Annotated in this window: 24 protein-coding genes and 1 tRNA gene; 11 read left to right on the top strand and 14 right to left on the bottom strand. The window is 73.3% G+C overall.

Annotated elements, in window-relative coordinates; translation table 11 throughout:
* Positions 1-189: 189 nt before the first annotated feature.
* Together ACFVUH_RS17940 and ACFVUH_RS17935 are read right to left on the bottom strand one after the other, a co-directional pair.
* Positions 190-816 (bottom strand): FxLYD domain-containing protein, encoded by a 627-nt coding sequence (locus ACFVUH_RS17940; RefSeq protein WP_387914215.1) that lies wholly within the window; start codon positions 814-816, stop codon positions 190-192.
* A gap of 156 nt (positions 817-972) precedes the next feature.
* The gene (locus ACFVUH_RS17935; protein WP_387914214.1) at positions 973-1,533 is read right to left on the bottom strand and encodes a DoxX family protein; all 561 of its coding nucleotides are present in this window, start codon (positions 1,531-1,533) and stop codon (positions 973-975) included.
* A gap of 180 nt (positions 1,534-1,713) precedes the next feature.
* Between ACFVUH_RS17935 and ACFVUH_RS17930 the strand changes: the two genes are divergently transcribed.
* Positions 1,714-2,349 (top strand): MarC family protein, encoded by a 636-nt coding sequence (locus ACFVUH_RS17930; RefSeq protein WP_355362047.1) that lies wholly within the window; start codon positions 1,714-1,716, stop codon positions 2,347-2,349.
* A gap of 80 nt (positions 2,350-2,429) precedes the next feature.
* On the opposite strand, the gene ACFVUH_RS17925 is transcribed toward ACFVUH_RS17930, so the two are convergent.
* Together ACFVUH_RS17925 and ACFVUH_RS17920 are read right to left on the bottom strand one after the other, a co-directional pair.
* On the bottom strand, positions 2,430-2,972 hold the full coding sequence (locus ACFVUH_RS17925) for an NADPH-dependent FMN reductase (protein ID WP_355362049.1): 543 nt from the start codon (positions 2,970-2,972) through the stop codon (positions 2,430-2,432).
* 22 nt (positions 2,973-2,994) lie between these two features.
* Positions 2,995-3,429 (bottom strand): Lrp/AsnC family transcriptional regulator, encoded by a 435-nt coding sequence (locus tag ACFVUH_RS17920; protein WP_355362051.1) that lies wholly within the window; start codon positions 3,427-3,429, stop codon positions 2,995-2,997.
* Between the two features lie 236 nt (positions 3,430-3,665).
* Between ACFVUH_RS17920 and ACFVUH_RS17915 the strand changes: the two genes are divergently transcribed.
* Together ACFVUH_RS17915 and kynU are read left to right on the top strand one after the other, a co-directional pair.
* On the top strand, positions 3,666-4,496 hold the full coding sequence (locus tag ACFVUH_RS17915) for a tryptophan 2,3-dioxygenase (protein WP_387914213.1): 831 nt from the start codon (positions 3,666-3,668) through the stop codon (positions 4,494-4,496).
* 65 nt (positions 4,497-4,561) lie between these two features.
* A complete protein-coding gene (gene kynU, locus ACFVUH_RS17910) occupies positions 4,562-5,788 on the top strand; it encodes a kynureninase (RefSeq protein WP_387914212.1) in 1,227 nt (408 codons plus the stop codon).
* Positions 5,789-5,850: 62 nt separating this feature from the next.
* Here the strand turns inward: kynU and ACFVUH_RS17905 are convergent, their stop codons facing one another.
* Positions 5,851-7,317 (bottom strand): choice-of-anchor A family protein, encoded by a 1,467-nt coding sequence (locus ACFVUH_RS17905; protein ID WP_387914211.1) that lies wholly within the window; start codon positions 7,315-7,317, stop codon positions 5,851-5,853.
* Between the two features lie 315 nt (positions 7,318-7,632).
* Here ACFVUH_RS17905 and ACFVUH_RS17900 point away from each other — a divergent pair, with 315 nt between their 5' ends.
* The 3 genes from ACFVUH_RS17900 (at position 7,633) to ACFVUH_RS17890 (ending at position 9,828) form a co-directional block, all read left to right on the top strand.
* On the top strand, positions 7,633-8,319 hold the full coding sequence (locus ACFVUH_RS17900) for a 4'-phosphopantetheinyl transferase family protein (protein WP_387914210.1): 687 nt from the start codon (positions 7,633-7,635) through the stop codon (positions 8,317-8,319).
* Between the two features lie 141 nt (positions 8,320-8,460).
* On the top strand, positions 8,461-8,943 hold the full coding sequence (locus ACFVUH_RS17895; protein ID WP_355362061.1) for a DUF2269 family protein: 483 nt from the start codon (positions 8,461-8,463) through the stop codon (positions 8,941-8,943).
* 45 nt (positions 8,944-8,988) lie between these two features.
* The gene (locus ACFVUH_RS17890; RefSeq protein ID WP_387914208.1) at positions 8,989-9,828 is read left to right on the top strand and encodes a helix-turn-helix domain-containing protein; all 840 of its coding nucleotides are present in this window, start codon (positions 8,989-8,991) and stop codon (positions 9,826-9,828) included.
* A gap of 64 nt (positions 9,829-9,892) precedes the next feature.
* On the opposite strand, the gene ACFVUH_RS17885 is transcribed toward ACFVUH_RS17890, so the two are convergent.
* The 6 genes from ACFVUH_RS17885 to ACFVUH_RS17860 form a co-directional block, all read right to left on the bottom strand.
* On the bottom strand, positions 9,893-10,312 hold the full coding sequence (locus tag ACFVUH_RS17885) for a hypothetical protein (RefSeq protein ID WP_387914207.1): 420 nt from the start codon (positions 10,310-10,312) through the stop codon (positions 9,893-9,895).
* A 102-nt stretch (positions 10,313-10,414) separates the two neighbouring features.
* Complete coding sequence (locus ACFVUH_RS17880; protein WP_355362067.1) at positions 10,415-11,305, bottom strand: amidohydrolase family protein; 891 nt, start codon at positions 11,303-11,305, stop codon at positions 10,415-10,417.
* Positions 11,302-12,939, bottom strand: a complete 1,638-nt coding sequence (locus tag ACFVUH_RS17875; protein WP_387914206.1) for an acyl-CoA dehydrogenase family protein — start codon at positions 12,937-12,939, stop codon at positions 11,302-11,304. Before ACFVUH_RS17875 ends, ACFVUH_RS17880 begins: the two co-directional genes overlap by 4 nt.
* On the bottom strand, positions 12,923-13,552 hold the full coding sequence (locus ACFVUH_RS17870) for a TetR/AcrR family transcriptional regulator (RefSeq protein WP_387914205.1): 630 nt from the start codon (positions 13,550-13,552) through the stop codon (positions 12,923-12,925). Before ACFVUH_RS17870 ends, ACFVUH_RS17875 begins: the two co-directional genes overlap by 17 nt.
* A 152-nt stretch (positions 13,553-13,704) precedes the next feature.
* Positions 13,705-15,162, bottom strand: a complete 1,458-nt coding sequence (locus tag ACFVUH_RS17865) for a S28 family serine protease (protein ID WP_387914204.1) — start codon at positions 15,160-15,162, stop codon at positions 13,705-13,707.
* A gap of 173 nt (positions 15,163-15,335) precedes the next feature.
* On the bottom strand, positions 15,336-16,205 hold the full coding sequence (locus ACFVUH_RS17860; protein ID WP_387914203.1) for a serine protease: 870 nt from the start codon (positions 16,203-16,205) through the stop codon (positions 15,336-15,338).
* Between the two features lie 156 nt (positions 16,206-16,361).
* Between ACFVUH_RS17860 and ACFVUH_RS17855 the strand changes: the two genes are divergently transcribed.
* On the top strand, positions 16,362-17,234 hold the full coding sequence (locus tag ACFVUH_RS17855) for a metallophosphoesterase family protein (RefSeq protein ID WP_387914453.1): 873 nt from the start codon (positions 16,362-16,364) through the stop codon (positions 17,232-17,234).
* A gap of 13 nt (positions 17,235-17,247) precedes the next feature.
* On the opposite strand, the gene ACFVUH_RS17850 is transcribed toward ACFVUH_RS17855, so the two are convergent.
* On the bottom strand, positions 17,248-19,770 hold the full coding sequence (locus tag ACFVUH_RS17850) for an ATP-dependent Clp protease ATP-binding subunit (protein ID WP_387914451.1): 2,523 nt from the start codon (positions 19,768-19,770) through the stop codon (positions 17,248-17,250).
* A gap of 298 nt (positions 19,771-20,068) precedes the next feature.
* Between ACFVUH_RS17850 and ACFVUH_RS17845 the strand changes: the two genes are divergently transcribed.
* Together ACFVUH_RS17845 and ACFVUH_RS17840 are read left to right on the top strand one after the other, a co-directional pair.
* Positions 20,069-21,025 (top strand): restriction endonuclease, encoded by a 957-nt coding sequence (locus tag ACFVUH_RS17845; RefSeq protein WP_380294736.1) that lies wholly within the window; start codon positions 20,069-20,071, stop codon positions 21,023-21,025.
* Between the two features lie 241 nt (positions 21,026-21,266).
* A complete protein-coding gene (locus ACFVUH_RS17840; protein ID WP_387914202.1) occupies positions 21,267-22,457 on the top strand; it encodes an HNH endonuclease in 1,191 nt (396 codons plus the stop codon).
* Between the two features lie 82 nt (positions 22,458-22,539).
* Here the strand turns inward: ACFVUH_RS17840 and ACFVUH_RS17835 are convergent.
* A tRNA-Val gene (locus tag ACFVUH_RS17835) sits at positions 22,540-22,611 on the bottom strand.
* Between the two features lie 218 nt (positions 22,612-22,829).
* Here ACFVUH_RS17835 and ACFVUH_RS17830 point away from each other — a divergent pair.
* Positions 22,830-24,152 carry a hypothetical protein gene (locus ACFVUH_RS17830; RefSeq protein WP_387914201.1) on the top strand — a complete coding sequence of 441 codons (1,323 nt, stop codon included), beginning with the start codon at positions 22,830-22,832 and terminating at the stop codon, positions 24,150-24,152.
* Between the two features lie 89 nt (positions 24,153-24,241).
* The gene (locus ACFVUH_RS17825) at positions 24,242-24,469 is read left to right on the top strand and encodes a zinc ribbon domain-containing protein (RefSeq protein ID WP_355370978.1); all 228 of its coding nucleotides are present in this window, start codon (positions 24,242-24,244) and stop codon (positions 24,467-24,469) included.
* 32 nt (positions 24,470-24,501) lie between these two features.
* On the opposite strand, the gene ACFVUH_RS17820 is transcribed toward ACFVUH_RS17825, so the two are convergent.
* On the bottom strand, positions 24,502-25,401 hold the full coding sequence (locus tag ACFVUH_RS17820) for an HAD family hydrolase (protein WP_387914200.1): 900 nt from the start codon (positions 25,399-25,401) through the stop codon (positions 24,502-24,504).
* Positions 25,402-25,404 lie beyond the last annotated feature (3 nt).

Here is a 25,404-nt window from a genome sequence, read left to right as displayed (position 1 = left end):
CGGCGAACCGCTGACGCCGGCTCAGGGGCTCCCTGCACCTGGGCACTAAAATGGACTAGACCAACTACCCCGTCAAGGGGTGATGTTGACGCTTGAGCCGCCCTTAAGGTTCGCCGGGAACCGAAGCACCCCCGCTGACCTGCGGATCAGCGGGGGTGGCCGGGATGCGGCGGGGAAGGCCGTACGCGGTCAGTACCGAACGGCATTGGCGACTGCGGCCTTCACCGAACCCGAGAGGTCCCGGTTGCTGGTCGCCTTCGCCTCGGTCTTCTGACCCGCCGCCAGGTCCGGCACGGTCACCGCCGTCACGTCCAGCACATTGCCGCTGTCGTCGGTGAAGTTCACCTGGATCACGTACCGACTGGTGTCCTGCCCGTGGTTGGTGACGGTCAGCGTCGTCTCGGCCTTGCCGTTCGCGAACGAGACCGCTCCGAGCGCGACGTCGCCCTTCGCGTCCAGCCCGCCCTTGATGCCGGCGATCGCGGAGGAGGCCTTCGCCTGCGCCGAGGAGACCGCGGAGGCCGCCGCCGAGGGCAGCCCGCCGGCCGCCGAGGCCAGTACCGAACTCGCGGCCGAGGCCGCGGCGGAGGCGGCGCCGGCGATCGCCGAACCCGCCTGCGCGGCGGCCGTGCTGGCCGCGGCGCCGGTCTTGCCCTCGCTGGACGAGGAGCAGCCCGCCAGCGCCGCCCCGCCGACCAGGGCGGCGACCACCGCCGCGGTCAGCACGCGGTGCGGGCGGCGGACGACGGGGGCGCAGGGGTCGGCGGCGGTCGGCCGGGACGGGGCCGCGGGGCGGCGGATCGATTGGCGGTCCATCGGGGTCCTCGATTCTGGCCGTCGGGGTTCCGGCCGTCGGGTCCGGCCGGCGCCGGGCTGCCCGGCGGGCCTCCCCGCCCACGTTCCGGGGAGCGCGCGGCGTTCGCCACCAGGGCCGGGGCGTTCGGGTGACCCCGCCCCGGCAGGTGCGCCGGGTCAGGAGAGCCCGGCGCCCTCCTGGGTCTCCGCCTCCACCGCCGCGCGCTCCTCCGCCAGCCGCAGGGCGTGCCGGCGGCGGGACACCACCCCGTACGCCGAGGCCGCGCTCGCCGCGAAGGCCAGCAGGCCGGCCCACGGCTGGTTGAAGGCGTGCCCGGTCAGGTGGTCCAGCGAGTACCGGCCCGGGCCGGCCAGGCCCAGCGCCAGACCGGTCGCGCCGAGGAACGCCGGGTACTCGTAGCCGCCGCCCATCGCGAAGAAGCCCGCCGGCGCGTGCACCGCGACCGCGCCCGCCATCGTCCCGGCCACCACCGCGCCGGCCGCGGGTGTGGCCAGCCCGGCCACCAGCATCGCGCCGCCGCCGGCCTCGCCGAGGCCCGCGGCCAGGGCGCTCTGTCGCGGCGGGTGGAAGCCCATCGCCTCCATCGCCTTGGCGGTGCCGTCCAGGCCGCCACCGCCGAACCAGCCGAACAGCTTCTGGGTGCCGTGGGCGATCAGCACCCCGCCGACGGCACCGCGCAGGGCCAGCAGGCCCAGGTCGCTACGGTTCAGAGCCATGTCGAATGTCCCCTCGGGAGCCCTCCGCCGCGCGGAGGGGTGGTCCGGCTTCCATGGCAGCGGAAAGCGCCGGTCGGCTCGACCCGGGGCGGCCGTTCGGGCGAATCAGGGTGCGAACGGGAATAATTCGGACAGGCGTGGCAGCCGGGCGGGGCCGATCGCCGCGGCCATGCTTGGCGCATGTTCGTCTTCGATCTGAGCAGCGCCTTCATCGCCTTCTTCGCCGTGGTCGGCCCGCCGAAGGTCCTGCTGTCCTTCGCCCGGCTGGCCGGCACCCGGAGCACCGGGGAGCTGCGGCGGCTGGCGGCCTGGAGCTCGGTCATCTCGGCCGTGATCGGGACGGGCCTCGCCTTCAGCGCCGACTTCGTCACCTCGCTGTTCCACATCAGCGACCAGTCGTTGCAGCTCGCCGGCGGACTGATCTTCTTCGTCTACGCGGTCGCGCTGGTCTTCGGCGTGCACCTCGGCGCCGGCGCCGACGAGGCGGACGAGCACCTCGCCGGCCCGCTGGTGGACGGCATCCGCGAGCTGATGCTGCCGTACCTGGCCAGCCCGCTCGCCGTCACCGCGGTCCTGGTCGGTTCGCTCGCCAAGGACGACTGGGGCTGGCACGCCACCGTGGCCGGCGCGTACGTCGCCGTGGTGGTGATCAACTTCATCAGCGTCGCCGTGCTCGCCCCGCTGATGCAGCGCACCCACCGGACCTCGCTGGAGGTGATCGCCCGGCTGCTCGGCCTGCTGCTCGCGGCGGTCGGCGCCGAGCTGTTCCTCGAAGGGCTGGCCGGGCTCGGCGTGCACCTGCCCGCGGGGCACTGAGGGGCGCCGAGGGGTACTGAGCCGCGCTGCGACTCGGGGCGCAGCGCGGCGGAGCGGTTCGGGCGGCGCGGCGGGGCGGCTCAGGCGGCCGCGGCCAGCCGGACCAGCGCCTCCCCGATCCGGTCGCGCACCAGCGGATCGGCGACCAGCCCGTCCGCCCCGACGTCCCCGCGCACCAGTGGCAACCGGACGCAGGCGCCTTCCACCACGGCCGCCCCCGTGTAGCGCAGCACCGTGCCCAGCGTCGCCTCGGCCCCCAGGCCCCGGCCGGTCCCGGCGGCGTTGATCCAGGCGGCCGGCTTGTCCGCGATCTCGATGCCGCCGACCGTCCAGTCCAGCAGGTTCTTGAAGGCACCCGGCAGGGTCCCGGCGTACTCGGGCGTACAGATCAGCAGGGCGTCGGCGGCCTCGATCGCCGCCCGCAGCGCGGTGACCGGCTCCGGCAGCGGATCGGTGTCGAGGTCCGGGTTGAAGTGCGGCAGTCCCGCCAGCCCGGTGTAGTAGGTGGTCGCGATCCCCTCGGTGGCCAGCGCCACGGCGGCGGCGGTGCGCAGCACGGTCTCGTTGACGGACCCGGCGCGCAGGCTGCCCGGGAGCAGCAGGATGTGACGGTCGATCGGCATGGGCAGGAACCTATCGGCCGGCTCAGGGCACGACCACCGGCCGCCAGGGAACGGGGCTGGAGAGGATCATCGAGCTGGCCGGCTGGCCGTAGCCGCCGAGGCGGTCGATCAGGGCCTCGAAATCGGCCATCGCCGGAACGGCGACCAGCAGCACGCAGCAGGCGCCGCCGGTGACCCGGTGCAACTGGAGCACCTCCGGCCAGCCGGCCACCTCCGGGTCGCGCAGCACGCAGCGCGGGCCGTAGCACTGGAGCTGCACCAGCGCGGTGATCGGCAGGCCGGAGCGGGTGAGGTCGACATGGGCGTGGTAGCCGGAGATCACCCCGTCGGCCTCCAGCCGGCGGACCCGTTCGGCCACGGCGGGTGCGGACAGGCTCACCCGGCGCGAGAGTTCGTTGTAGGAGAGCCGGGCGTCGGCCTGCAGCTCGGCCAGCAGGCGGCGGTCGACGGCGTCCACGGCGGCTCCTGAGGGTGTGGTCCGGTTGGCTGGAAACCGCTGCTTTGCGATCGTGAAGAGGATCGGGAAAACACCTCTCGTACGACAGGCGCGGTCGCGGTTGCCGTGCCCGCCGCCCATTCAAATGCGGGACGGGCCGCCGCACAATGGGGCTCCGGCGACGACCGGGGCGACCGGCGCGGATCCCGGGCCCGTCCGGCGGTTCGGTTCGCCGACGACTTCAGGAGGGATCGGGCATGGGGCACGACACGGTGGAGAGGCCCAACCTGTCGTTCGGCCGGGCCGGGGAGCCGGAGCGGGGCACCCCGTACGCGCGCTACGTGCGGCTGGACGAACTGCACGGCCTGCAGCACCCGCTCAGCGAGGAACCCGCGGAGCTGTCGTTCATCGTCACCACCCAGGTGATGGAACTGCTGTTCGGCCTGCTGCGGCACGAGTGGACGCTCGCCCAGCGGGCCCTGCGCGCGGACGACCTGCCGGGCGCCCTGGCCGCGCTGCGCCGCGGCACCCACGTCCAGGACGTGCTGGTGGAGTCCTGGGACCTGCTGGCCACGCTCACCCCGCAGGAGTTCAACGCCTTCCGCCCGCTGTTCGGCGAGGCCTCCGGCTTCCAGTCCTCGGCCTTCCTGCAGCTGGAGTTCCTGCTCGGCAACAAGAACGCCGCGCTGCTGAACATGTACCGCGACAGCGCGCGCACGCACGCCGAGCTGACCGCCGCCCTGCGCTCCCCCACCCTCTACGACGACGCGCTCGCGCTGCTGGCCCACCACGGCCTGGCCGTGCCGCCGACCGTCTCCGAGCAGCGCCACCAGGCCGACGAGGCGGTCGCGGACGCCTGGCGGCGGGTCTACACCGAGCCGGAGCACGCGGCCCTGCTGCCGCTGGCCGAGGCGCTGCTGGACGTCGCCGAGCGGGTGACCCGCTGGCGCCAGCGCCACCTGGCCGCGGTCAAGCGGGCGATGGGCGGCAAGCCCGGCTCCGGCGGCTCCAGCGGTCTGACCTGGCTGCGCCGCTCCGCCGAGCAGGACGTCTTCCCCGAGCTGTGGGCGATCCGGGACGGGCTGTGACGGCCCCGCGGACCGGCGGGCACGAACGGGCAGTGGAAGAGGACAGGGCGAGGGAAGGGCTGGGCATGATCACGCGCGAGGAGTGCGCGGCGCTGGACGCCGCCGACCCGCTGGCGGCGTTCCGCGGGGAGTTCGCCCTGCCGCCGGGGGTGATCTACCTGGACGGCAACTCGCTCGGCGCGCTGCCGGTCCGCACCCCCGAGCGGGTGCGGACGGTGGTCGAGCAGGAGTGGGGCCGGGAGCTGATCCGCAGCTGGAACGACGCCGGCTGGTTCGAGCAGCCGTACCGGCTGGGCCGGCGGATCGCCCCGCTGGTCGGGGCCGCCCCGCAGGAGCTGGTGGTCTGCGACACCACCTCGGTCAACCTGTTCAAGGTGCTGGCGGCGGCGCTGCGGCTGCGTCCGGGCCGCTCCGCCGTCCTGGGCGACCGCACGGCCTTCCCGACCGACCTCTACATCGCCGAGGGCGTGACCGGGCTGGTCCCGGGCGCCCGCAGCGTGCTGATCGACCCGGCCGAGCTGGACGCGCACCTGGACGGGGACGTCGCCGCGGTCGTCCTCTCGCACGTCGACTACCGGACCGGCGAACTGCTGGACATGCCCGGGATCACCGCCCGGGTGCGGGCCGCCGGGGCGCTGATGATCTGGGACGTCTGCCACTCGGTGGGCGCGCTGCCGGTCGAACTCTCCGCCGCCGGCGCCGACTTCGCGGTCGGCTGCACCTACAAGTACCTCAACGGCGGCCCCGGCTCACCGGCCTTCCTGTACGTCGCCGAACGGCATCTGGCGGCCGGGGCGCCGCAGCCGCTGAGCGGCTGGTTCGGGCACGCCCGCCCGTTCGCCTTCGAGCCCGGCTACGACCCGAAGGACGGCATCGGCCGCTTCCTCACCAGCTCGCCCTCGCTGCTCGGCCAGGCCGCGCTGGAGGCCTCGCTGGACGTCTGGGAGCGGGCCGACCGGGCCGCCGTACGGGCCAAGAGCCTGGCGCTGACCGATCTGTTCATCGGTCTGGTGGAGGGCCTGGACGGCATCGAGGTGGTGACCCCCCGCGAGCACGCCCGGCGCGGCAGCCAGGTGGCGCTGCGGCACGCCGACGGCTACCCGGTGGTGCAGGCGCTGATCGCCCGCGGTGTGATCGGGGACTTCCGGGCCCCGGACCTCATGCGCTTCGGCTTCACCCCGCTCTACCTCTCGCACACCGAGGTGTGGGACGCGGCGCGGCACCTGGCCCAGGTGCTGGAGAGCGGCGAGTGGAAGGACGAGCGCTTCTCCCGGCGCGGCGAGGTGACCTGAGGCCGGCGAACGCAAAGGGGCCGCCCGGTCGAAGGACCGGGCGGCCTTTGACGCGCCGTCGGCTAGCTGTGGCGACCGCGGCGACGGGCGGCCACGACGGCGAGGGCGCCGCCGAGGGCGAGCAGCACCACACCGACGATGCCGAAGGTCGCGGCGTTGCCGGAACCGGTCGAGGCCAGCAGGCCACCGCCTCCGCCGCTGCTGGGCGCGGGCTGCTGCCCGGCCGGGCCCTGGCTCGTGGGGCCGTCGCCGGTGGGTGCGGCGGCGGACGAGCTGGACGTGGCGGTCGGGCCGGTCACCGCCGGCTCGGTGGTGGTCCCGGTCGGGGCCGGGGTCTCGCTCGGGGTCTCGCTCGGGGTCCCGGTCGGAGCCGGGGTCTCGCTCGGGGCCGGCGAGGTGGCGGTCCCGGTCGGCGCCGGGGAGGTCGGCGCCGGCGTGGTCGCCGTCCCGGTCGGCGTGGGCGTCGGGGTCGGGGTCGGAGTCACGGTCGGCGTCGGCGTCGGCTCGACCGCGCAGTCCGGCAGGTCCCCGTCGAACGGGTAGCTGTGGATCTCGTAGCCGCCGTTGCCGGTCTGGACCAGGTTGCCCGCCAGGTAGACCCGGCCGTTCATGCCCGGCATGTCGATGGTCGTGGTGCCGGCCGGGTTGCCCGCCATCACCGCGCCCTGGAACTGCGCGCTGCCGTTGATCTGCGCCGCCGTGGCCGTGGGGAAGTTCCACAGCAGCTTGGAGCGCATCTCGGTGGTCTGGTCGCCCGGCAGGCCGGTACCGGTGTAGGTGTTGATGACCGGGTCGGCCGACTGCATGTTGACCACGACGGTCGCACCGGCCGGGATGTTCGCGAACACCAGGCCGATCTGCCCGCCGGTCGGCGAGGTGAGGTTCCCGGGGACGTTGAAGACCTGCTTCATGCTGGTCCCGTCACCGGTGAAGGTCGCCTCGCTGCCGGTGAGCGCGACGGTGCCGGTGGCGGCGGTGCGGCCGACACAGGAGGAGACGTTCTCGATCTGGGTGAGCACCGAGCGGTACGGCGCGGCGGCGTCGGCGTCCTGTATCGCCTCGCCGGTCGGGTCGATGGAGACCGAGCCGGTGAGCGTGCCCGCGTGCCGCAGGTTGCCGAAGGCCTGGCCCTTGGAGTCGATGCCGCCGATCAGCAGGCTGTTGCCGGGCTGGACGGTGACCTTGCCGCCGACCGTGAGGAAGTCGCTGCCGTTCGGCGGGACGACCCGCGAACCGACGCCGACCACGCCCGCGTTGAAGTTGCCGCCGCCGTTCTTGTCGACGGTGAAGTCGCCGAGGGTGACGATCTTGCCCTCGGCCTCGGCCGCCCGGCCGGCGACCGTGTAGCTGCCGCCGGTGAAGACGTTGACGGCGGCGTCCCGGCCCGGGAAGTCGCCGTTGTTGACGCCCGGCCAGGTGGCCGGGCAGTCCGATCCGCTGCACGCGCCCAGCGGCGGCGCCAGCGGGGCGGCCGAACCGACCGTCAGCACCGCCGCGAGCGGCAGCACGGCCGTGGCCGTCGCCGCCACGACCCTGACGTTCCGGCGTCCGCGGGGCCTGGGGACCCGTCCCGCGCTGGCTCTTCTGTGACCGGGCGTACCGGCTCCCTGACTCATCTGCACATTCCTCCGCGAAGAGAGAGGCAGGTGGAAGGGCACCCGCCTCGTTCCGTTTGATCCTGCATCATCCCGGCCGATACCTAGAGAATCCAGAGATTTTGGATATCAGGTATCAAATCGGGCAATCGGCACCCTACAGACCATCAGTGTCGATCCGGAAATCTTCCGAACGGAAGGATCGGCCGTCTCCTCCCTGGCCGCCCGCGGCCCCGCTAGGTTGGAGGCATGACTTCCGACGCCATCGCCACCGTCGCCACCAGCGCCGACGTGCTGCGCCACCCCGGGGCCGGCGAGCACCTGCTCACCCCCGTGGAGAAGGAGCGCGCCGCCCGGTTCCGGCACGAGTCGGGACGGGTCGACTTCATCGCCGCGCACGCCCTGGTCCGGCTCTGCGCCGCCGGCCTGCTCGGCGTCCCGGCCACCGCGCTGACCCTCGCCCAGCACTGCCCCGACTGCGGCAAGGGCGACCACGGCAAGCCCTACCTGCCCGACCACCCCGGGATCGAGGTCAGCCTCTCGCACACCAAGGGCGTGGTCGCGGCCGCCGCCGGGCACCGGCCGATCGGCGTCGACGTCGAGCTGACCGACCGCGGCGGCAGCCTGCTGGACGTCGCGCCCCGGGTGCTCACCGAGGCGGAGCTGCGGCTGGTGCGGGAGCACCCCGACCCGGCGCGGGCCTTCCTGCGGCTCTGGGTGCGCAAGGAGGCCCTGATCAAGATCGGCCGCACCACCCTGGACGGCCTCGCCGCCGTCGACCTCTCCGGGCTCCCGCTCGACCTGCCCGACGGCCGGCCGCTGCTCAGCCCCTTCGAGGGGCTCCGGCTGCTCGACTGGGTGGACGAGGCGCACGGCGCGGCCGTCGCGGCGGTCTGCGAGCTGCCGCCGCGGGCGGTCGAGCTGGGCGCTCTCTAGAGCTGCCCAGGTGGGGGCCGGTCGGACGGTCGGATAAGCGGTGTTAGCGTCCTGGGCGGGGCCGGGAGATCCGTCCGCCCCGGCTGCCCGCGCCGCGACCGCCGACGGGCCGCCCCCGTTGAGTCACAAGGGTGCCCCGCCATGGCCAAGTTCCTGCTGAGCCTGCACGTCCTCGCCTCGGTGCTGTTCATCGGCCCGGTGGCCGTGGCCGTCAGCATGTTCCCGCGCCGGGCGAAGGCCGCGCTGGCGGGCGGGCCCGAGCAGGCCGCCGACGCCGGCATGCTGCGGCTGCTGCACCGGATCACCCAGGTCTACGCGCTGCTCGGGATCGCCGTTCCGGTCCTCGGCATCGGACTCGCCCAGGTGATGGACGTGCTCGGCCAGTCCTGGATGATCGCCTCCATGGTGCTGACCGCCGTCGCGGCCCTGTCGCTGCTGCTGTTCGTCCTGCCCGCGCAGCAGGCCGCGGTGGACGCGCTCGCCCTGGACGGCGGTTCGGCGGAGCACGGCAAGGCGGTCAACGGGCTCAAGCTGCTGCCGATGACGGCGGGCGTCTTCAACCTGCTCTGGGCGGTCGTCGTGGTGCTGATGATCGTCCGGCCGGGTTCCACCACCGGCGCCTGACGCCCCCACGTCCGCGTCCGCGTCCGCGGTAGTACTGTCCCGGCCATGACGATCACGGTGGGGATGGGACCGGAAGCCGTCGGCCGGGGCGTGGGCGCGCTGCTGCGCGGCTGGCGGGAGCGGCGCCGGCTCAGCCAACTGCAGCTGGCCCTGCTGGCCGACTCCTCGGCCCGGCACATCAGCTTCATCGAGAACGGCCGCGCCCGGCCCAGCCAGGAGATGGTGCTCAGGCTCGCCGAGCACCTGGACGTCCCGGTCCGCGAGCGCAACGCGCTGCTGCTGGCCGCCGGGTACGCGCCGCACTACCCGGAGAAGCGGCTGGACGACCCGGCGATGACGGCCCTGCGCTCCGGGATGGAGCGGCTGCTCGCCTCGCACGACCCGTACCCGGCGCTGGTCGTCGATGGGACCTTCCAGGTCCTCGCGGCCAACCGCGCCCTCGGGCTGCTGCTCTCCGGGGTCGCGCCGCATCTGCTGGAGCCGCCGCTCAACGCGATGCGGATCACCCTGCACCCGGAGGGCCTCGCGCCGCGGATCCGCAACCTGCGGCAGTGGCGGCGGCACCTGCTGGAGCGGATGGAGCAGCAGCTCGGGCTGGTCCGCTCGGAGCCGCTGCGGGCCCTGTTGGAGGAGGTCCGGGCCTACCCCGAGCCGCCCGGCACGGCCGCGGACGGTGACGAGGAGGAGGACGTCACCGAGCTGTTCCCGTTCGCCCTGCCGCTGCGGGTCGCCCACGAGGGGCGGGTGCTGTCCTTCCTGTCGACGATCGCGACCTTCAACACGCCGATGGACGTGACCGTCTCCGAGCTGGCCATGGAGACCTTCCTCCCGGCCGACCCGGAGACCGTCGCGTTCCTGCAGGAGGCCGTGGGGACGGCCCGGTAGCCACCCGGGCGGGCGGCCACGCGGTCAGCCGGTCACGCGCTCACCCGGTCACGCGGGCAGCCGGTCACGCGGGCAGCCGGCGCAGGGCGGTGAACTGGAGCGCGGCGAAGAGGGCCACCGTCGCGGCCTGGAGCGGGATCCAGACGTAGCCGGCGGTGGTCGGCTCCAGCCACAGCTCCATCGCCACCACGCTGAGCACCGTCCAGACCAGGTTGACGTCGATCACCGCCCGCACCGCGAGCCCCGGCGGCTGCGGGCGGGCCGCCAGCAGCCCGACCGCGAGGCCGAACACCGCCAGCACGGCGCCGAGTTCGAGCAGGGTCGAGCGGCCGACGCCCAGCAGCTCGCCGAGCGGACCGGGGAAGGCCAGGTAGGCGAGGCCGTTGCCGCCGCTGACGACGGCGTCGAGGGCGAGGAAGCCCCGCAGCGCCTTGACGGAGGCGGGGGCGGTGCGGCGGGCGGTGGTCAGGGTGTGCGCGGACATGGCGGATCGACCTCCGGACGGGGGGTGGGATCCCGGTCGGCGCCGCCGCCGGGTGCACACCACTGTGCCGGGGCGCGGCAGAGGCGTCGATGACCTCCGAGGTCATATCCCGAACAGGGCCGCCGCGTTGTCGTGGCAGACGGCGCGCAGCCACTCCTCCCCCAGCCCGAGCCGGTCCAGCGCCTCCAGCTGGTGCCCGTACGGGTAGGGGATGTTGGGGAAGTCGCTGCCGAGCAGGACGCGCTCGCCCAGCGCCCGCAGCCGGGGCAGTTCGGTGCGCGGGAAGGGCGCGTCCCGCTCGGCGAAGTCGGTGAACGCCATGGTGGTGTCCAGCCGCACCCCGGGGTACCGCTCGGCGAGGCCGAGGAAGTCGGCGTACTCGTCCATCCCGAGGTGGGCGACGACCAGGACCAGCCGGGGGTGCCGGGCGAGCACCTCCCCGATCGGCCCCGGGCCGGTGTGCTTGCCGGGAACGGGGCCGGAGCCGCAGTGGGTGACCACCGGTGTGCCGGTGTCGGCGAGCAGGCCCCACACCTCGTCGAGCCGCCCGTCCCGCGGGTCCCAGCCGCCGACCTGCAGGTGCGCCTTGAACACCCGGGCGCCGCCCGCCAGCGCCCGGGCCACGTACCCGGCGGCGCCGGGCTCGGGGTGGAAGGTCGCGGTGTGCAGGCAGTCGGGGGTGCGGGCGGCGAAGTCCGCGCCCCAGGCGTTGAGCCACTCGGCCATCCCGGGCCTGTGCGGGTAGAGCATCGCGGTGAACGCCCGGACACCGAACTCCCGCAGCCGCGCGACGCGTCGCTCCTCCGCCTCGCGGTAGGTGATCGGCCAGGGGCGGCCGGTCAGCGGGCCGGCCGCGTCGAAGTACGCCCACACCTTGTCGAGCACGTTCTGCGGCATGAAGTGAACGTGGACGTCGATCAGGCCGGGCAGGCCGAGGTGCTGCCAGAAGGCCCGCACCCCGGCCGCCTCGGCCACCGGCTCGGGCAGGCTCATGCCGCGGGCACCGGGCGGGCGCGGTCGATGATCGCCCCGGCGTCCGGGCCGGGCGGCAGGGTGCCGAAAGCCGCGCCGTGGTCGCCGCCGAGCCGGGAGGCGCAGAACGCGTCGGCCACCGCCGGGTCGCCGTACCGGACGAGCAGCGAGCCCTGGAAGGCCAGCGCCATCGCCTCCACCAGCCGGCGGGTGCGGTACTCCAGCTGGTCGAGGTCGGTGAGCTGCTTGCGCAGGCCGGCGACGGCCGCGTCGAGCCGGCGGTCGGCGCCCGCGGCGGCGTCCAGCTCGCCGAGGAAGGCCTCGACCGTCTCCGGGCGTTTGGCCATGGCGCGCAGCGCGTCCAGGGCGGCGACGTTGCCGGAGCCCTCCCAGATGGAGACCAGCGGCGCCTCGCGGTAGAGCCGGGGCATCCCGGACTCCTCGACGTAGCCGTTGCCGCCCAGGCACTCCAGGGCCTCGGCGGCGTGCGCCGGGCCGCGCTTGCAGACCCAGTACTTGGCGACGGCCAGGCCGAGCCGGCGCACCAGCGCCTCCTGTTCGTCCCCGGCGATCGCGGCGTCGGTGGCCTCGGCGAGCCGCATCGCCACCGCGGTGGCCGCCTCGGACTCGACGACCAGGTCGGCGAGCACGTTCCGCATCAGCGGCTGGTCGACCAGCGCCTTGCCGAAGGCGCGCCGGTGCAGGGCGTGCTGGACGGCCCGGGTGGCGCCGAGCCGCATGCCGGAGGCGGCGCCGATGGTGCAGTCCAGGCGGGTCATGTTGACCATCTCGATGATGGTCCGCACGCCCCGGCCCTCCTCGCCGACCAGCAGGCCGTACGCCTCGTCGTACTCGATCTCGGCGGAGGCGTTGGACTTGTTGCCCAGCTTGTCCTTGAGCCGCTGCAGCCGGAGCCGGTTGCGGGTGCCGTCCGGCAGGACGCGCGGCAGCAGGAAGCAGCTGAGCCCGCCGGGCGCCTGGGCGAGGGTGAGGAAGAGGTCGGACATCGGCGCCGAGGTGAACCACTTGTGGCCGGTCAGCCGGTGGCTCCCGTCCGGCCGCGGGACGGCGGTGGTGGTGTTGGTGCGGACGTCGGAGCCGCCCTGCTTCTCGGTCATCGACATGCCGGCGATCAGTCCGCGCTTGCCGTGCGGCTCGCGCAGGCCGAAGTCGTACGCGGTGGCGGCGAGCAGCGGCTCGAACTCGGCGGCCAGCCCCGGGGTGGTGCGCAGGGCCGGGACGGCGGCGTAGGTCATCGAGACCGGGCAGGTGTGGCCGGCCTCGACCTGGCCCCAGACGTAGAACCTGGCGGCGCGGGCGGTGTGCGCGCCGGGGCGGTCGTCCCGCCAGGGGGCGGCGTGCAGGCCGTGGCCGACGGCGGTGCGCATCAGCTCGTGCCAGGCCGGGTGGAACTCGACCTCGTCGATCCGGTGGCCGAAGCGGTCGTGGGTGCGCAGCAACGGCGGGTTCTCGTTGGCCAGCCGGGCCCACTCGGCGGCCTGCTCGGAGCCGGCCAGCCGGCCGAGTTCGTGCAGCTCGGGCTCGGCCCAGCCGGCGCCGGCCCGGTGCAGGGCGGCGAGCAGCCCGGGGTCGGCCGCGGTGTCGTGCCCGTACGGGAGCGGGACCTGGTTGGTGACCTCATGCGTCGCTGTCATCGGGTACTCCCAGAGAACGGAGGGTGAAGGAGACCAGGGCGGGGACCACCGCGTCGGGGGCGGTCCTGGGATCGGCCGGGGGTGCGGCGGCGAGCGGGCCGGTGAGCGCCTCGGCGGTGGCGCCGACGATCGCGGCGGCGGTCAGCTGCGGGTCCTGGGGCGGCAGCTCGCCGGCGGCGAGGGCGGCGGCGATCTCGGCGGCGAGCACGTCGCGGAAGGTGCGGCGGAAGACCAGGCGCTCGGCGTCCACCACGGTGTCGGCCGGTTCGACCAGCAGGGCGTGGGCGAGCCGGGGGGCGCGCAGGGCTCGGGCGGCGAAGGTCTCGACGACGGCCGCGATCCGCTCCCGGGGGGTGTCGTGGCGGGCGACGGCCTCGTGCACGGCGGCGACCTCCCGGGTGACCACCCGGCGGAAGAGTTCGACGGACAGCTCGGCCTTGCTCGCGAAGTGCCGGTACACGGAGCCGGTGGCGATCCCGGCGTGCTCGGCGACGGCGGCCATGCTGCAGCCGCCGTAGCCGCGCTCGGCGAGCAGGCCGACCGCGGCCTGGAGCACCGCCTCGCGCTGGGCGTCCAGGCGGGCTTGCACGGCGGGGGTGCGTCGGTAGGCCATGCAAGCATTGAAGCACTGATTCACTGCTTCGGGGAGGGGGTGCGCGGGCCCGCCGCACGGGCCGCGCCGCCCCCGGGAGCGCCGGAGGGCCGCCCGGTCGCCGGGCGGCCCTCGCCGCGTCGCGCGGGAAGCGGCTGTCGTGCGGGAAGCGGCTACAGCCGGACGCGGTCCTGCTTCAGCCCCTCCTCGTCCAGCGGCCCGATCGGCGGCACCTGGTACCCGCCGCTCAGCCCGCGGGCGGAGGCGGAGCCGAGACCGGCCCACTCCAGCACCTTGGCGGTGGCCGCCGCGGACTCGGCGGCCGGCAGCCTGGTGATGTTCGAGCCGTGGTTGCCGCCGGGCACGGTGTAGACGTAGCTGTCCTCGCTGCCCCGGCCGAGGCGGAACGGCTCGGCGCCCCACGGGTCGTTCTGGCCGTAGACGAAGATGATCCGCTCGGCGTCGTTGCGCACCCAGCGGTCGATGTCACGCATCGCGGACGGGTCGAACCGCATCGGGATGCTGCGCGGCACGTAGGTGCGCGGCGCGTACAGCTCCTTGTAGTCGTAGTGCAGCAGGCCCTTGAGCCGGGAGACGTCGAAGGAGGGCGAGCCCAGCTCGGTGCCGGCCTGGTAGTAGTACGCGGTGTACCCGGCGAGCGCCTGGTCGCTGTTGCCGGTGATGCCGGACTGCGAGTCGAGCCAGGCGTACAGCGCGTCGTCGGTGCCGGCGGCGCCCGGGACGTTCACGCAGTCGGCCTCCAGGCTGTACTGCCAGAACGTCCAGACCGAGTCCAGCACGGCCAGCTCGTAGGCGCGGTCGGCGCTGCCGACGGTGGTGAAGGTGGAGCCGGCGGCGGCGTTGTCGGCGGCGTAGCGGGGCTCCAAGCGGTCGCGGCGGGCCAGCAGTTCACGCTGGGTGCCGTTCAGCGCGGCCCGGCACTCGGGGGTGCCGACGTTCTCGAAGAACCGGCTGTACGCGGAGTCCTCGCGGTCGTTGACGTCGTTCGGCGCGACGTAGGCGATGGTGCCGGCCACGTCGTCCGGGAAGAAGCGGCGGTGGTAGGTGGAGGACATGCCGCCCTTGGAGCCGCCGGTGGACAGCCACTCCTGGTGGTAGATCCGCTTCAGCGCGGTGATCAGCCGGTGCGCGTCGGTGGCCGCCTGCTCGATGCCGGCCTTGGACCAGTCGGCCGGCTCGGGCCGGGAGGGCGTGAAGTAGCGGTACTCGATGGAGACCTGGTTGCCGTCGACCAGCCGGGCCGGCTCGGTGCGGCTGGGCGTGGTGCGCAGCGTGTAGCCGTTGGTGAAGAAGACGGTCGGCCGGTCGTAGCCACGGTGCAGCACGCTGAGCCGCTGCTGGAAGGTGCCCAGCCAGGGGCGGTCGTGGTCGATCGGCTGGGTGTAGGTGAGCAGGAAGTAGCGGTGGCCGGTGGTGGTGGGCTGCTCCTCGGTGACCGTCATGCCGCGGATCGCCGCCAGGCGGTCCTTGACGTCGGCCGACGGGTCGTCGGCGACGGAGGCCGCCGCGGGCGCGTCCGTCCCGCGGGCGAACGCCGTCGGGGCGAGGCCGAGGCCGAGCAGGGGTATCAGCAGGGCGGCGACCAGCAGCCTTCTCATCGTCGTGGTCATCAACTCTCCATCGGGTCAACGGAACTGGGTGTTGCCATGGTCCGTACCACGCTCCGGCCGTCGGTATGCGGCCTTCGGTGCGCGGCCACCGGGCGGGCCGTCCGTCCGACGGACGGACGGCCGAATGGGCCACCCGCCGGTCGCGGATGGCCCATCGGGGACGAACGTGCTGGTCAGGGGCGGGGCAGGGTGCAGCCGACCCGGGTCAGGTCGAGCTTGTTCCCGGGGCCGAAGCAGGCGGGGATGATGTACGTCTCCTGCGCGTAGCCGATGCCCGGGCGGACCGTCACCACGCCGTTCTGGTCCACCTCGCAGGGGTTGTCCAGGGTGCAGCGCTGGCCGCTCTCGTTGATGGTGTTGTTCACCGCGACCACCTGGCCGCCGGCGGCGTCGACGACCGGCGAGCCGGAGGTGCCGCCGATGACGTTGCAGGTGGAGGTGTAGCGGAGGGAGTCCTTGAAGGTCCAGTCCGCTTCCTTGAGCCGGTAGGCGAAGCCGTCGGCCGAGCAGGAGTAGATCTTCTTCCAGTACCCGGAGACGACCTTGATCGCGGTGCCCTGGACGGGGTGGGTGGCCGCGACGGTCAGCGGGGCGATGCCGTAGGAGGACTGGATCGCGGCATAGGTGGTGTTCAGCTGGTAGATCGACACATCGGTGTCGGTCATGGTGCCGTAGACCATCTTGGTGGCGCGCAGGGTGCCGGCCGAGCCGCCGCTCGCGTTCAGCAGCGTGAAGGTGCGGCTGGAGGCCTGATTGACGACCACCTGGCCGGGGCCGGGCATACCGGTCTCCAGGCAGTGGCCGTTGGAGAGCACCAGCGCCGGGTCGCTCGCCGTCGAGGCGGGGAACCGGATGAGCGAGCCGGAACAGTTGCTGAGGGCCACGGTGCCGGCGAAGTTGACGGCGGCGACCTTTCCGGCCTGCACCGATTCCGCGGCACCGGGCGTCGCGGTGGTGGTGGCGGTCGCGGCGGGGGCTCCGGCGAGGGCGGTCGCCCCGGCGGTCAGGAGCGCGGCCAGCGTGCCTATGAGCGGCTTCTTCATGAGAGACCTCTCGGTGTGGGGGTGCCCCAAAGCTGGCGCGGACATGACGACATGTCAAGGGATTCGGCCGTGGCTACGACTCCCGACACCCTGTTCCGGCCGCCGGACCCCGGTACTGTGGCCGGGACGGCAGCGACGACCATCTGGGGGGCCGACATGGCCGGTGACAACCACGCGGACGGCACGCGACGGGGCACGGCCGGGGGCCGGCTGCTCGCGGTGAGCGATCTGCACGTCTCCTACCAGCAGAACCGCGACCTGGTCGAACAGTTGCGGCCCGGCTCGCCGGAGGACTGGCTGATCGTCGCCGGTGACGTGGCCGAGTCCACCGTCACCATCCGCTGGGCCCTGGGCCTGCTCGCCGAACGGTTCGCCAAGGTGATCTGGGCCCCCGGCAACCACGAGCTGTGGACCCACCCCAACGACCCGGTCCAACTGCGCGGCGTCGAGCGCTACGAGCACCTGCTGGAGATCTGCCGCGAGCTCGGTGTGGTGACCCCCGAGGACCCCTACCCGGTGTGGACCGGCGCGGGCGGCCCGGTCGCCGTCGCCCCGCTGTTCCTGCTGTACGACTACTCCTTCCGGGCCCCCGGCACCACCACCAAGGAGGAGTCACTGGCCGCCGCCTACGCGTCCGGTGTGGTCTGCGCGGACGAGCGCTTCCTGCACCCGGACCCGTTCCCGGACCGCGACTCCTGGTGCCGCGAGCGCGTCCGGCTGACCGAGAAGCGGCTCACCGAGCACGACCCGCAGCTGCCGCTCGTGCTGGTGAACCACTACCCGCTGGTCCGGCAGCCCACCGAGGTCCTCTGGTACCCCGAGTTCGCCCAGTGGTGCGGCACCGAGCTGACCGCGGACTGGCACCGCCGGTTCAACACCGCCACGATGATCTACGGGCACCTGCACATCCCCCGGCGCACGGCCTACGACGGGGTGCCGTTCGAGGAGGTGTCACTCGGCTACCCGCGCGAGTGGGGCAAGCGCGGACTGCCCGACCCGCTGCTGCGCGAGGTGCTCCCGGGCGCCTGACCGGAACGGGCGGCTACTCCCCTGCCCGCTCCTCCGCCTCCTCGAAGGTCGCCGAGCGCTCCGGCCGCGCCAGCACCACCGTCAGCTCACCGTCCGACACCTCGGCGAGCAGGGTGTCCCCCTCCCGCACGGTGCCGTCCAGCAGCAGGTTGGAGATCCGGTTGTCCAGCTCCTGCTGGATCGTCCGGCGCAGCGGCCTGGCCCCGAACTCCGGCTGGTAGCCGCGGTTCACCAGCCACTCCTTCGCGCCCTCGGTCACCTCCAGCTCGACGTCCTGGGCCTTGAGCCGGCGCCGGGAGCGGTCCAGCAGCAGGTCCACCACCTGGAGCAGGTCCCGGCGGGTGAGCGCGTGGAAGACGATCACCTCGTCGATCCGGTTGAGGAACTCCGGGCGGAACTGCCCGCGCAGGTCCCGCATCAGCTCGTCGCGGATCTCGTCGACGTCGCCCGCGTGGTCGAGGATCCGCTGCGAGCCGATGTTGCTCGTCATGATCACCACGGTGTTGCGGAAGTCGACCGTACGGCCCTGGGCGTCCGTCAGCCGGCCGTCGTCCAGCACCTGCAGCAGCAGGTTGAAGACGTCCGGGTGGGCCTTCTCCACCTCGTCGAAGAGCAGCACGCTGTACGGCTTGCGGCGCACCGCCTCGGTGAGCTGGCCCGCCTCGTCGTAGCCGACGTACCCGGGCGGGGAGCCGACCAGCCGGGAGACGGTGTGCTTCTCCTGGAACTCGCTCATGTCGAAGCGGATCATCCGGTCCGGGTCGCCGAACAGCAGCGCGGCCAGCGCCTTCGCCAGCTCGGTCTTGCCGACCCCGGTCGGGCCGAGGAACAGGAACGAGCCGGTCGGCCGGTCCGGATCGCCCATCCCGGCCCGGCCGCGGCGCACCGCCTGGGCGACCGCGGTGACCGCCTGGTCCTGGCCGATCACCTTCTCGTGCAGGTGCTCCTCCAGCCTCAGCAACCGCTCGCGCTCGGTCGCGTTCAACTCGGCGACCGGGATGCCGGTGCGGCTGGAGAGCACCTGGGCGATGTCATCCGCGGTGACCGCCACGACCTCCTCGCGGGACTCGGCGATCGCGGCCAGCTCGTCCTCGGTCTGCCGCAGCTCGCTCTTCAGGTTGGCGGCCCGCACGAACTCCTCGTCCGCCACCGCCTCCTCCAGCTCGCGGCGCAGCTTGGTGATCCGGTCCTGCACCGGCATCGCGACCGTGGAGCCGCTCAGGCTGCGCAGCCGCACCCGGGCGCCGGCCTGGTCCAGCAGGTCGATCGCCTTGTCCGGCAGGAAGCGGTCGCTGACGTAGCGGTCGGAGAGGGTGGCGGCGGCGTCCAGCGCCTCGTCGGCGAACCGCACCTGGTGGTGCGCCTCGTAGGCGTCGCGCAGGCCCTGGAGGATCTCGATCGTCTCCTCGACGCTCGGCTCCGGCACCAGCACCGGCTGGAAGCGGCGCTCCAGCGCGGCGTCCTTCTCCACGTGCTTGCGGTACTCGTCCAGGGTGGTCGCGCCGACCACGCTCAGCTCGCCGCGGGCCAGCGCCGGCTTGAGGATGTTGCCCGCGTCCATCGAACCCTCGCCACCGCTGCCCGCGCCGACCACGGTGTGCAGCTCGTCGAGGAACAGGATCACGCTCTGCTCGGCCTCGGTGACCTCGTCGATCACGCTCTTCAGCCGTTCCTCGAACTCGCCCCGGTACTTGGAGCCGGCCACCAGCGCGGTGAGGTCCAGGGTGACCACCCGCTTCTCCTTGAGGCTCTGCGGCACGTCCCCGGAGACGATCCGCTGCGCCAGCCCCTCCACGATCGCCGTCTTGCCGACCCCGGGCTCGCCGATCAGCACCGGGTTGTTCTTGGTCCGGCGGGAGAGGATCTCGACGGTCTGCTCGATCTCCTCGGCACGGCCGACCACCGGGTCCAGCCGGCCGGCCCGGGCCTCCTCGGTGAGGTCCCGCCCGTACTCGTCGAGCGTCGGCGTCCGGCTCGGGTTCGCTCCGCCCTGGCTGCGCTCGCCGCCCACGCCACGACCGTCCAGCACGGTGCGCAGCGCCTCCTGCGACGGCGCGACGTTGCGCAGCGCGGCGCCGGCGCCCGAGCGCTCCTCCTCCAGCAGCGCGCCCAGGATGTGCTCCGGCCCGATGTACGAGGCCCCGGCCCCCTGCGACCGGGCGTGCGCGGCCAGCAGCGCGCGCTTGGCGGCCGGCGTCAGCGCGGGCCGCCCGTCGGCCTCCGGCGCCCCGTCCCCGGAGGGCAGCGCCTCGGCCAGATCACCCGCCAGCCGGTCCGGGTCGATCCCGGCCCGCTCCAGCATCCGGCGCGACGGCTCCACCCGGGTGGCCGCCCAGACCAGATGGGCGGTGTCGAGATCGCTGCTCCCGTCCTCGGCGGCCCGCTGCGCGGCGGTGGCGAGCAGTTCCTGCGCCGACTCGCTGAGCAGCCGCCCGATCGGCACCCGCTGCACGGCGGGCGGGGAGGCCAGCGGGCTCATCCCGAAGAACCGGCTGAGCAGGTCGGAGAAAGGGTCGTTCGAACCGAACGGCGGCATGGTCACGGAGGGTCACCTCTCCCAAACGGTTAGCGCCCACACAAACACACCCCACCACCCCCCGCCCCCCAAGCGCCGCCACCCCGGCGACCCACCGCCCACCATCCCCACACCGCCGCCCCGCCCCTGGACGAGCGCAGCGCCACAACTCCGGCGGCACCGGGTGGGAGATAGCAGGGGAAGCTCGGCCAGCAACGCGCCTGCCCCCGACCGGCCCGAATCCGAGATCAAAATCGGTACCCATTAAGCATCTAGTCCTACTAGATTCCTCGAAGACCCTTGCCTCTTCAGGAGCCTCATGTCCGCGATCACGCCACCAGCCGAGTGGGACCTCAAGCCCGGCGACCAGATCGAGCGGAAGACGCTCCACACCACGTACGGAGGGCGGACCCAGGGCGGGATCGGCCCATCCGCCAAGAGCCCCAATGTCATGATCTTCACCGAGCAGGCGGCCGGAGAGAAGCACGGCTACTACGACGACTGGATCGACGGGCTCTTCCACTACAGCGGCGAGGGACAGCGCGGCGACCAGCGGATGATCTCCGGCAACGCCAGCATCCTCCACCACCGGAGGGACGGCCGAGCCCTGAGGGTCTTCGACGGTGCCCGTGGAGTCGTCACCTACCGTGGTGAGTTCGAGATCGACGAAGACCTTCCCTGGTACGAAGCCGACGCACCGGAGACCGACAACGGCCCGCTGCGGAAGGTCATCGTCTTCCGACTGCGTGCCGTCGACACCGAGCCGCAAGCCCCCACCACTCGACTCGGCCGCCTACTCAAGGCCAAGCCGGAGGCCGTGAAGACACTGCCGGTGGAACAACAGGTGACCGAGAAGTCCTTCGTCGACCCGAACCGGGAGCCCTACGAGGCCGAGCGCAAGGAAGGCAAACTCCTGACCGCCTTCAGCGACTTCCTGCGGGCCAAGCAGCACGAGGTCGTCCGACAGCAGATCCTGCCCGCCGGCGAGACCCGTCCCCTCTTCACCGACCTGTACGCCGCGGACCTCGACCTCCTCGTGGAAGCCAAGGGCAGCGTGACCCGCGAGGCCGTCCGCATGGCCATCGGCCAACTCGCCGACTACATACGTTTCCTGCCCGCCGGCACCACCAAGGCCATTCTGGTGCCGAGCAAGCCTCGCGCCGACCTGCTCGTTCTCGCGGAGAGCCAGGGCTGCACCGTCATCTGGCCCCAGGACGGGGCCTATCTCAGCACCGACCCCAACCTCCCCCTCGTCACCGCTGGCACCCGCAACTGATCACCCCGTACTGCCCGTTCCAGCACACGAGTGGAACGGGCAGTCCTCCAGCGAATCGCCCGGCCGACCTCTGCACAAGTGACAGCACAGGGACATGCCGCTGAGCTGCGTGCAGTCGCCGCGCCCGCACACCGGGCCCCTGGTCCGCGCCTGAGTCCCGCCTCACACTCGACGGGGGAACTGATCTCCGAGATGTGAAGTTAGAAGGCTCGCGTTGCACGTCGAGACCTAAGGGTGGGCCATGGGAATCAGGGATCTGACGAGTGCCACCTCGGTGGAAAGGGCACTCGCCGAGTACAACGACTTGGGCGGGCAGGCCTTCCGCAACAAACACGGGTTCGGCCCCTCCACGCAGTACTACCTCAGCCACGCTGACCTGCTGTACGACGCCAAGGCGATCGCCGGCGTCGCCTTCGGCTACCAGCACGGGGCCAGCGGCCCGTTGCCGAACGACCGGTTCCATGGTGGCGAAGCATCCACGAACCCCGTATTGCGCGCCATGGGGTTCACGATCCTCAACAGCCACACGGAGACCGTAGACGCAGAGCGGGAGTGGCGCCTGGCTGTGTGGCGGAACCTGCTCGGACGGCGGGACAGCTCAGGGCTAGTCACCGCGGACGTCGTCCGTTCCGTTGGCGCCTACGGCAACTACCGGGGCATCTGGACGGACAAGACCCGCACCCAGAAGATCCACCCCGACGGTGTGACGATCGGGCTCAAGCACACGGGCCAGCACTACCCTGACGACCTGAACGAGAACGAAGTCCTGTACCATTACCCGGTCACCCGGGTGCCGGGCCGCGATCTCAGTGAAGTCAACGCCACAAAAGCGGCCGCGACGCTCCGACTTCCGCTGTTTGTGATCACCGAACATGGCAACCTCCGAGGCGTACACCTTGCCTGGGTCGAGGGCTGGGAGGATGACAGCAGCCTGTTCCTGGTCAAGTTCGGTGAAACCCCGCCCGCGCAAGTCCTCGACCACGACCGCTCGGAAGAGCAGCCGTTCCAGCTCGAAGGCAACAGGCGCCGCCGACGGAACGGGACCGTGGTCACACGACCGGACCAGGCGCGGTTCAAGCTCGAAGTGTTCCAGCGCTACGGTCCACGCTGCCCGCTCTCAGGAATCGCGATCCCCCAGATGATCGAGGCAGCGCACTTCCGAGGCGACGCTGACGGCGGCACCTCGGACGCCCGCAACGGCCTGCCGATGAACGCCGCGCTCCACAGGGCCTTCGACGCTCACCTCTTCGCCATCAACCCCGACACCCTGACCGTCGAACCGCGCCCCGGCGGGCCGAGCCTGGAAGCCATGGGCATCGTGCACCCAAAGCTCACCCTGGACCGCCTGCCACACCCAGAGGCTCTCCGGTGGCGCTACACCGAGTGGCTGCGCTGCACCGGCCGAGAGGCCGAAGTATCGGCAACCCGATAGCCGAACCGGGCACCCAGCGGCCCGAAAACGATCAAGGGCCAGTTCGGGAGGATCACTCCTCCGAACTGGCCCTTCTCTGCTGTGGGCGCGGACGGTTTCGAACCGCCGACATCTGCTTTGTAAGAGCAGCGCTCTACCGCTGAGCTACGCGCCCCCGGTCGTGCGGGCCCGTTCGGGCGCACGACGAATGCTTAGGGTACCTGGTCCGGGGGGGTGCTGTGGTGCGGGTGGTCGGGGGGTGGGACGGGTGGGGTGCCGGTGGGGTGGGGTGATCGGGAACAATGGTCGGTGGATCAACGGTCGGGAACCAGGGAGCGCGCAGTGAGGGTGGCCGGCGGAGGCGGGCGGGGGCGGCGGTGGCCGGGACGTGCGGTGGCCGAGGCGCTGGTGCTGCCGCTGGTCGTCGCGGGGGCGCTGGGGGCCGCGGGGGCGGCGTCGTTCGGGACCGGCGGGGGCTGGTGGGGGCGGCGCGGCGGGGAGGGCATGCGGGCGGACGCCCGGGCGGCGCGGGACGCGGCGCAGCAGGCGTTCTACGACGTGGACTCCGCCCAGCGCGAGGTGCGGCTGGCGGTGGAGACGGTGCGCTCCGCCGGGGACGGGGCGACGGCTCGGCGGGCGGTGGCGGACTTCCAGGCGATCTCCGGCCGGGTCGACCAGGTGACCGTGAACTACCTGGCCGCCCTGGACGCGCACGACCTGGACGCGGAGGACCTGGAGTCCGGGGCGGCGGCCCGCGCCAAGCACCAGTTGGACGACGTGAAGGGGCAGCTCGGCTCGGCGCTCGCGGAGCTGAACGACTTCCTGCGCAAGCTGCAGCCGACGCTGGAACGGGCCGAGCAGCAGCTGATGCGGGTGACCCCGGCGATCGAGCAGGCCAGGCGGGCGCTGCTGGACGCCAGCAACGCGCTGGACGCGGCGCGCGGCGCCGGGCTGCGGGCGGACGGGCCGGCGGCGCGGCTGGCGGAGCTGGCGCCGGAGCTGGGGCGGCTCAACGAGGGTGTCGCGCAGCACGGGGTGCCGGGCACGCTGGAGCGCGCGGAGCGGGTGCGGGAGCGTGCCGAGGCGATCGCGGCGGAGGTCGGGCAGCTGCCGGAGCGGGCCCGGGAGATCGACCGTCGGGTGGCCAGTCTGCGGACCAGGATCCAGGCGCTGGAGACGAAGGCCGCCACGGTGGAGCCGGCGCTGAGCGAGCTGCGCCGGCGGTTCTCCACCGCGTGCTGGCAGGACCTCCAGCGGGTGCCGGACCAGGTCGCGGAGACCGGGCGGGCCGCCGAGGGCAAGCTCGCCGAGGCGGCCCGGGCCCGGGACGAGCAGCGCTGGGCGGACGCCACGGGTGCGCTGGGCACGGTGCGCGCGCTGCTGGACACCGCGGACGGTTCGGTGGTCGCGGTGAACGACCGGCTGCGGCAGCTGAACGAGGTGCAGATCGACCCGAACAAGGAGGTCGAGCGGGCCCGGTTCGCCCTGCGGGACGCCCAGCGGCTGGCGATGGCCGGGCGGCACGCGCCGGATCCGCGGCACGCCGGACCGCTGGACGCCGCGGTGGCGCGGCTGGACCGCGCGGTGGCGGAGCTGGAGTCGGCCGGGCGGCATCCGGACTACTGGCGGTTCCTGACCGAGCTGGCCGCGGTGCGGGAGACGGCGGCGAACGTGGTGGAGCTGATCCGCGGCGAGCTGGGCGGCGGCCACCGCTGACCGGAGCACCGCACGACCACACGACCACACGGCCACTGCACGGCCGCACGGCCTCCACGGCGCGCGGCAACGCGGATACGCTGGCGGACATGCCTCGTTATGACTTCCGCTGCCGCGCCTGTGGCGCCACCTTCGAGCTGCGCCGTGCGATGGCGCAGGCCAACGACCCCGCCGTCTGCCCGCAGGGCCACCAGGACACCGTGAAGCTGCTGTCGACCGTCGCCGTCACCGGCGCGGCCTCCGCCGGCGGCGCGCCGCAGCAGGCCCCCTCGGCCGGTGGCGGCGGGGGCTGCTGCGGCGGCGGCTGCTGCGGCTGATCGGCCGGTCGGCCGGCTGGCCAGGACGGTCCCTAGGACACCCCGACAACGGCGGCGTCCGGCTCGACGGCCTCGCCGCGCACCCGGGCCAGGAAGCGGCGGACGATCTCCTCGCCCGCCGCCACGCCCACCTCGTCGAGGGCGGTGACGCCGGGCGCCGTCCACCCGTTGTCGGCCAGTTCGCCGTGGCCGGGGCGCCAGGCGGCGTCGGCGGCGCGCAGCAGGTCGGCGTCGAGCAGCGAGTCCCCGGCGGAGAGCACGGTGCCCCCGCCCACCCGCCGCACGACCTCGGCCAGCGCCGCGCTCTTGCTGAGCGGCGCCGGCACCGCGTACACCTTGCGCCCCTGCAGCGAGACGCCCCACCCGCGCTCCGCGCACCAGCCGGTGAGCTCGGCGAGCCAGCCCTGCGGCAGTTCGGCGCGCTCGACGACCAGGTAGGCGAAGAGCTCGTCGGCGACCCGCCGCTTGTGCGTCCACTCGGGGTCGGCGCAGAGCGCCAGGTGCTCGACCACCTCGGCCAGCGGGGCCGCCCCGCCGGCCAGCCTGGCGGCCATCTCGTCCTGCCAGTCGGCGTCCGGCACGCCGTCGACGAGCAGTCGCCCGCCGTTGGCGCAGATGGCGTACGGCGGGACCCAGCCGGGCGTCGGGCCGGGCAGGTTGACCCGCTCGTACTGGGCCCGGGTGCGGGTGGTGGCGGGGACGAGCACCGCTTCCCGGGCGAGTTCGACGAGCAGTTCGGCGGCCTGCTCGGTCATGAACGACAGCGCCTTGCCGTCGTGCACCTCGACTGAGAGCAGGCGCGGCGCGAGCCGGTCCGGCACGTCGAGGGCGAGGGCGCGGTTGGAGTAGATCAGGGTGCGGTCGAGGTCGCTCGCGACGACGAAGCGGCCCGCGGCGCCGCCGTTCATGCCACCGCTCAGGTATCCAGTCATCGG

The organism is Kitasatospora sp. NPDC058032 (genome assembly GCF_042885845.1).
Taxonomy (GTDB): Bacteria; Actinomycetota; Actinomycetes; order Streptomycetales; family Streptomycetaceae; genus Kitasatospora.
This window is presented reverse-complemented; position numbering and strand designations above follow the sequence as displayed.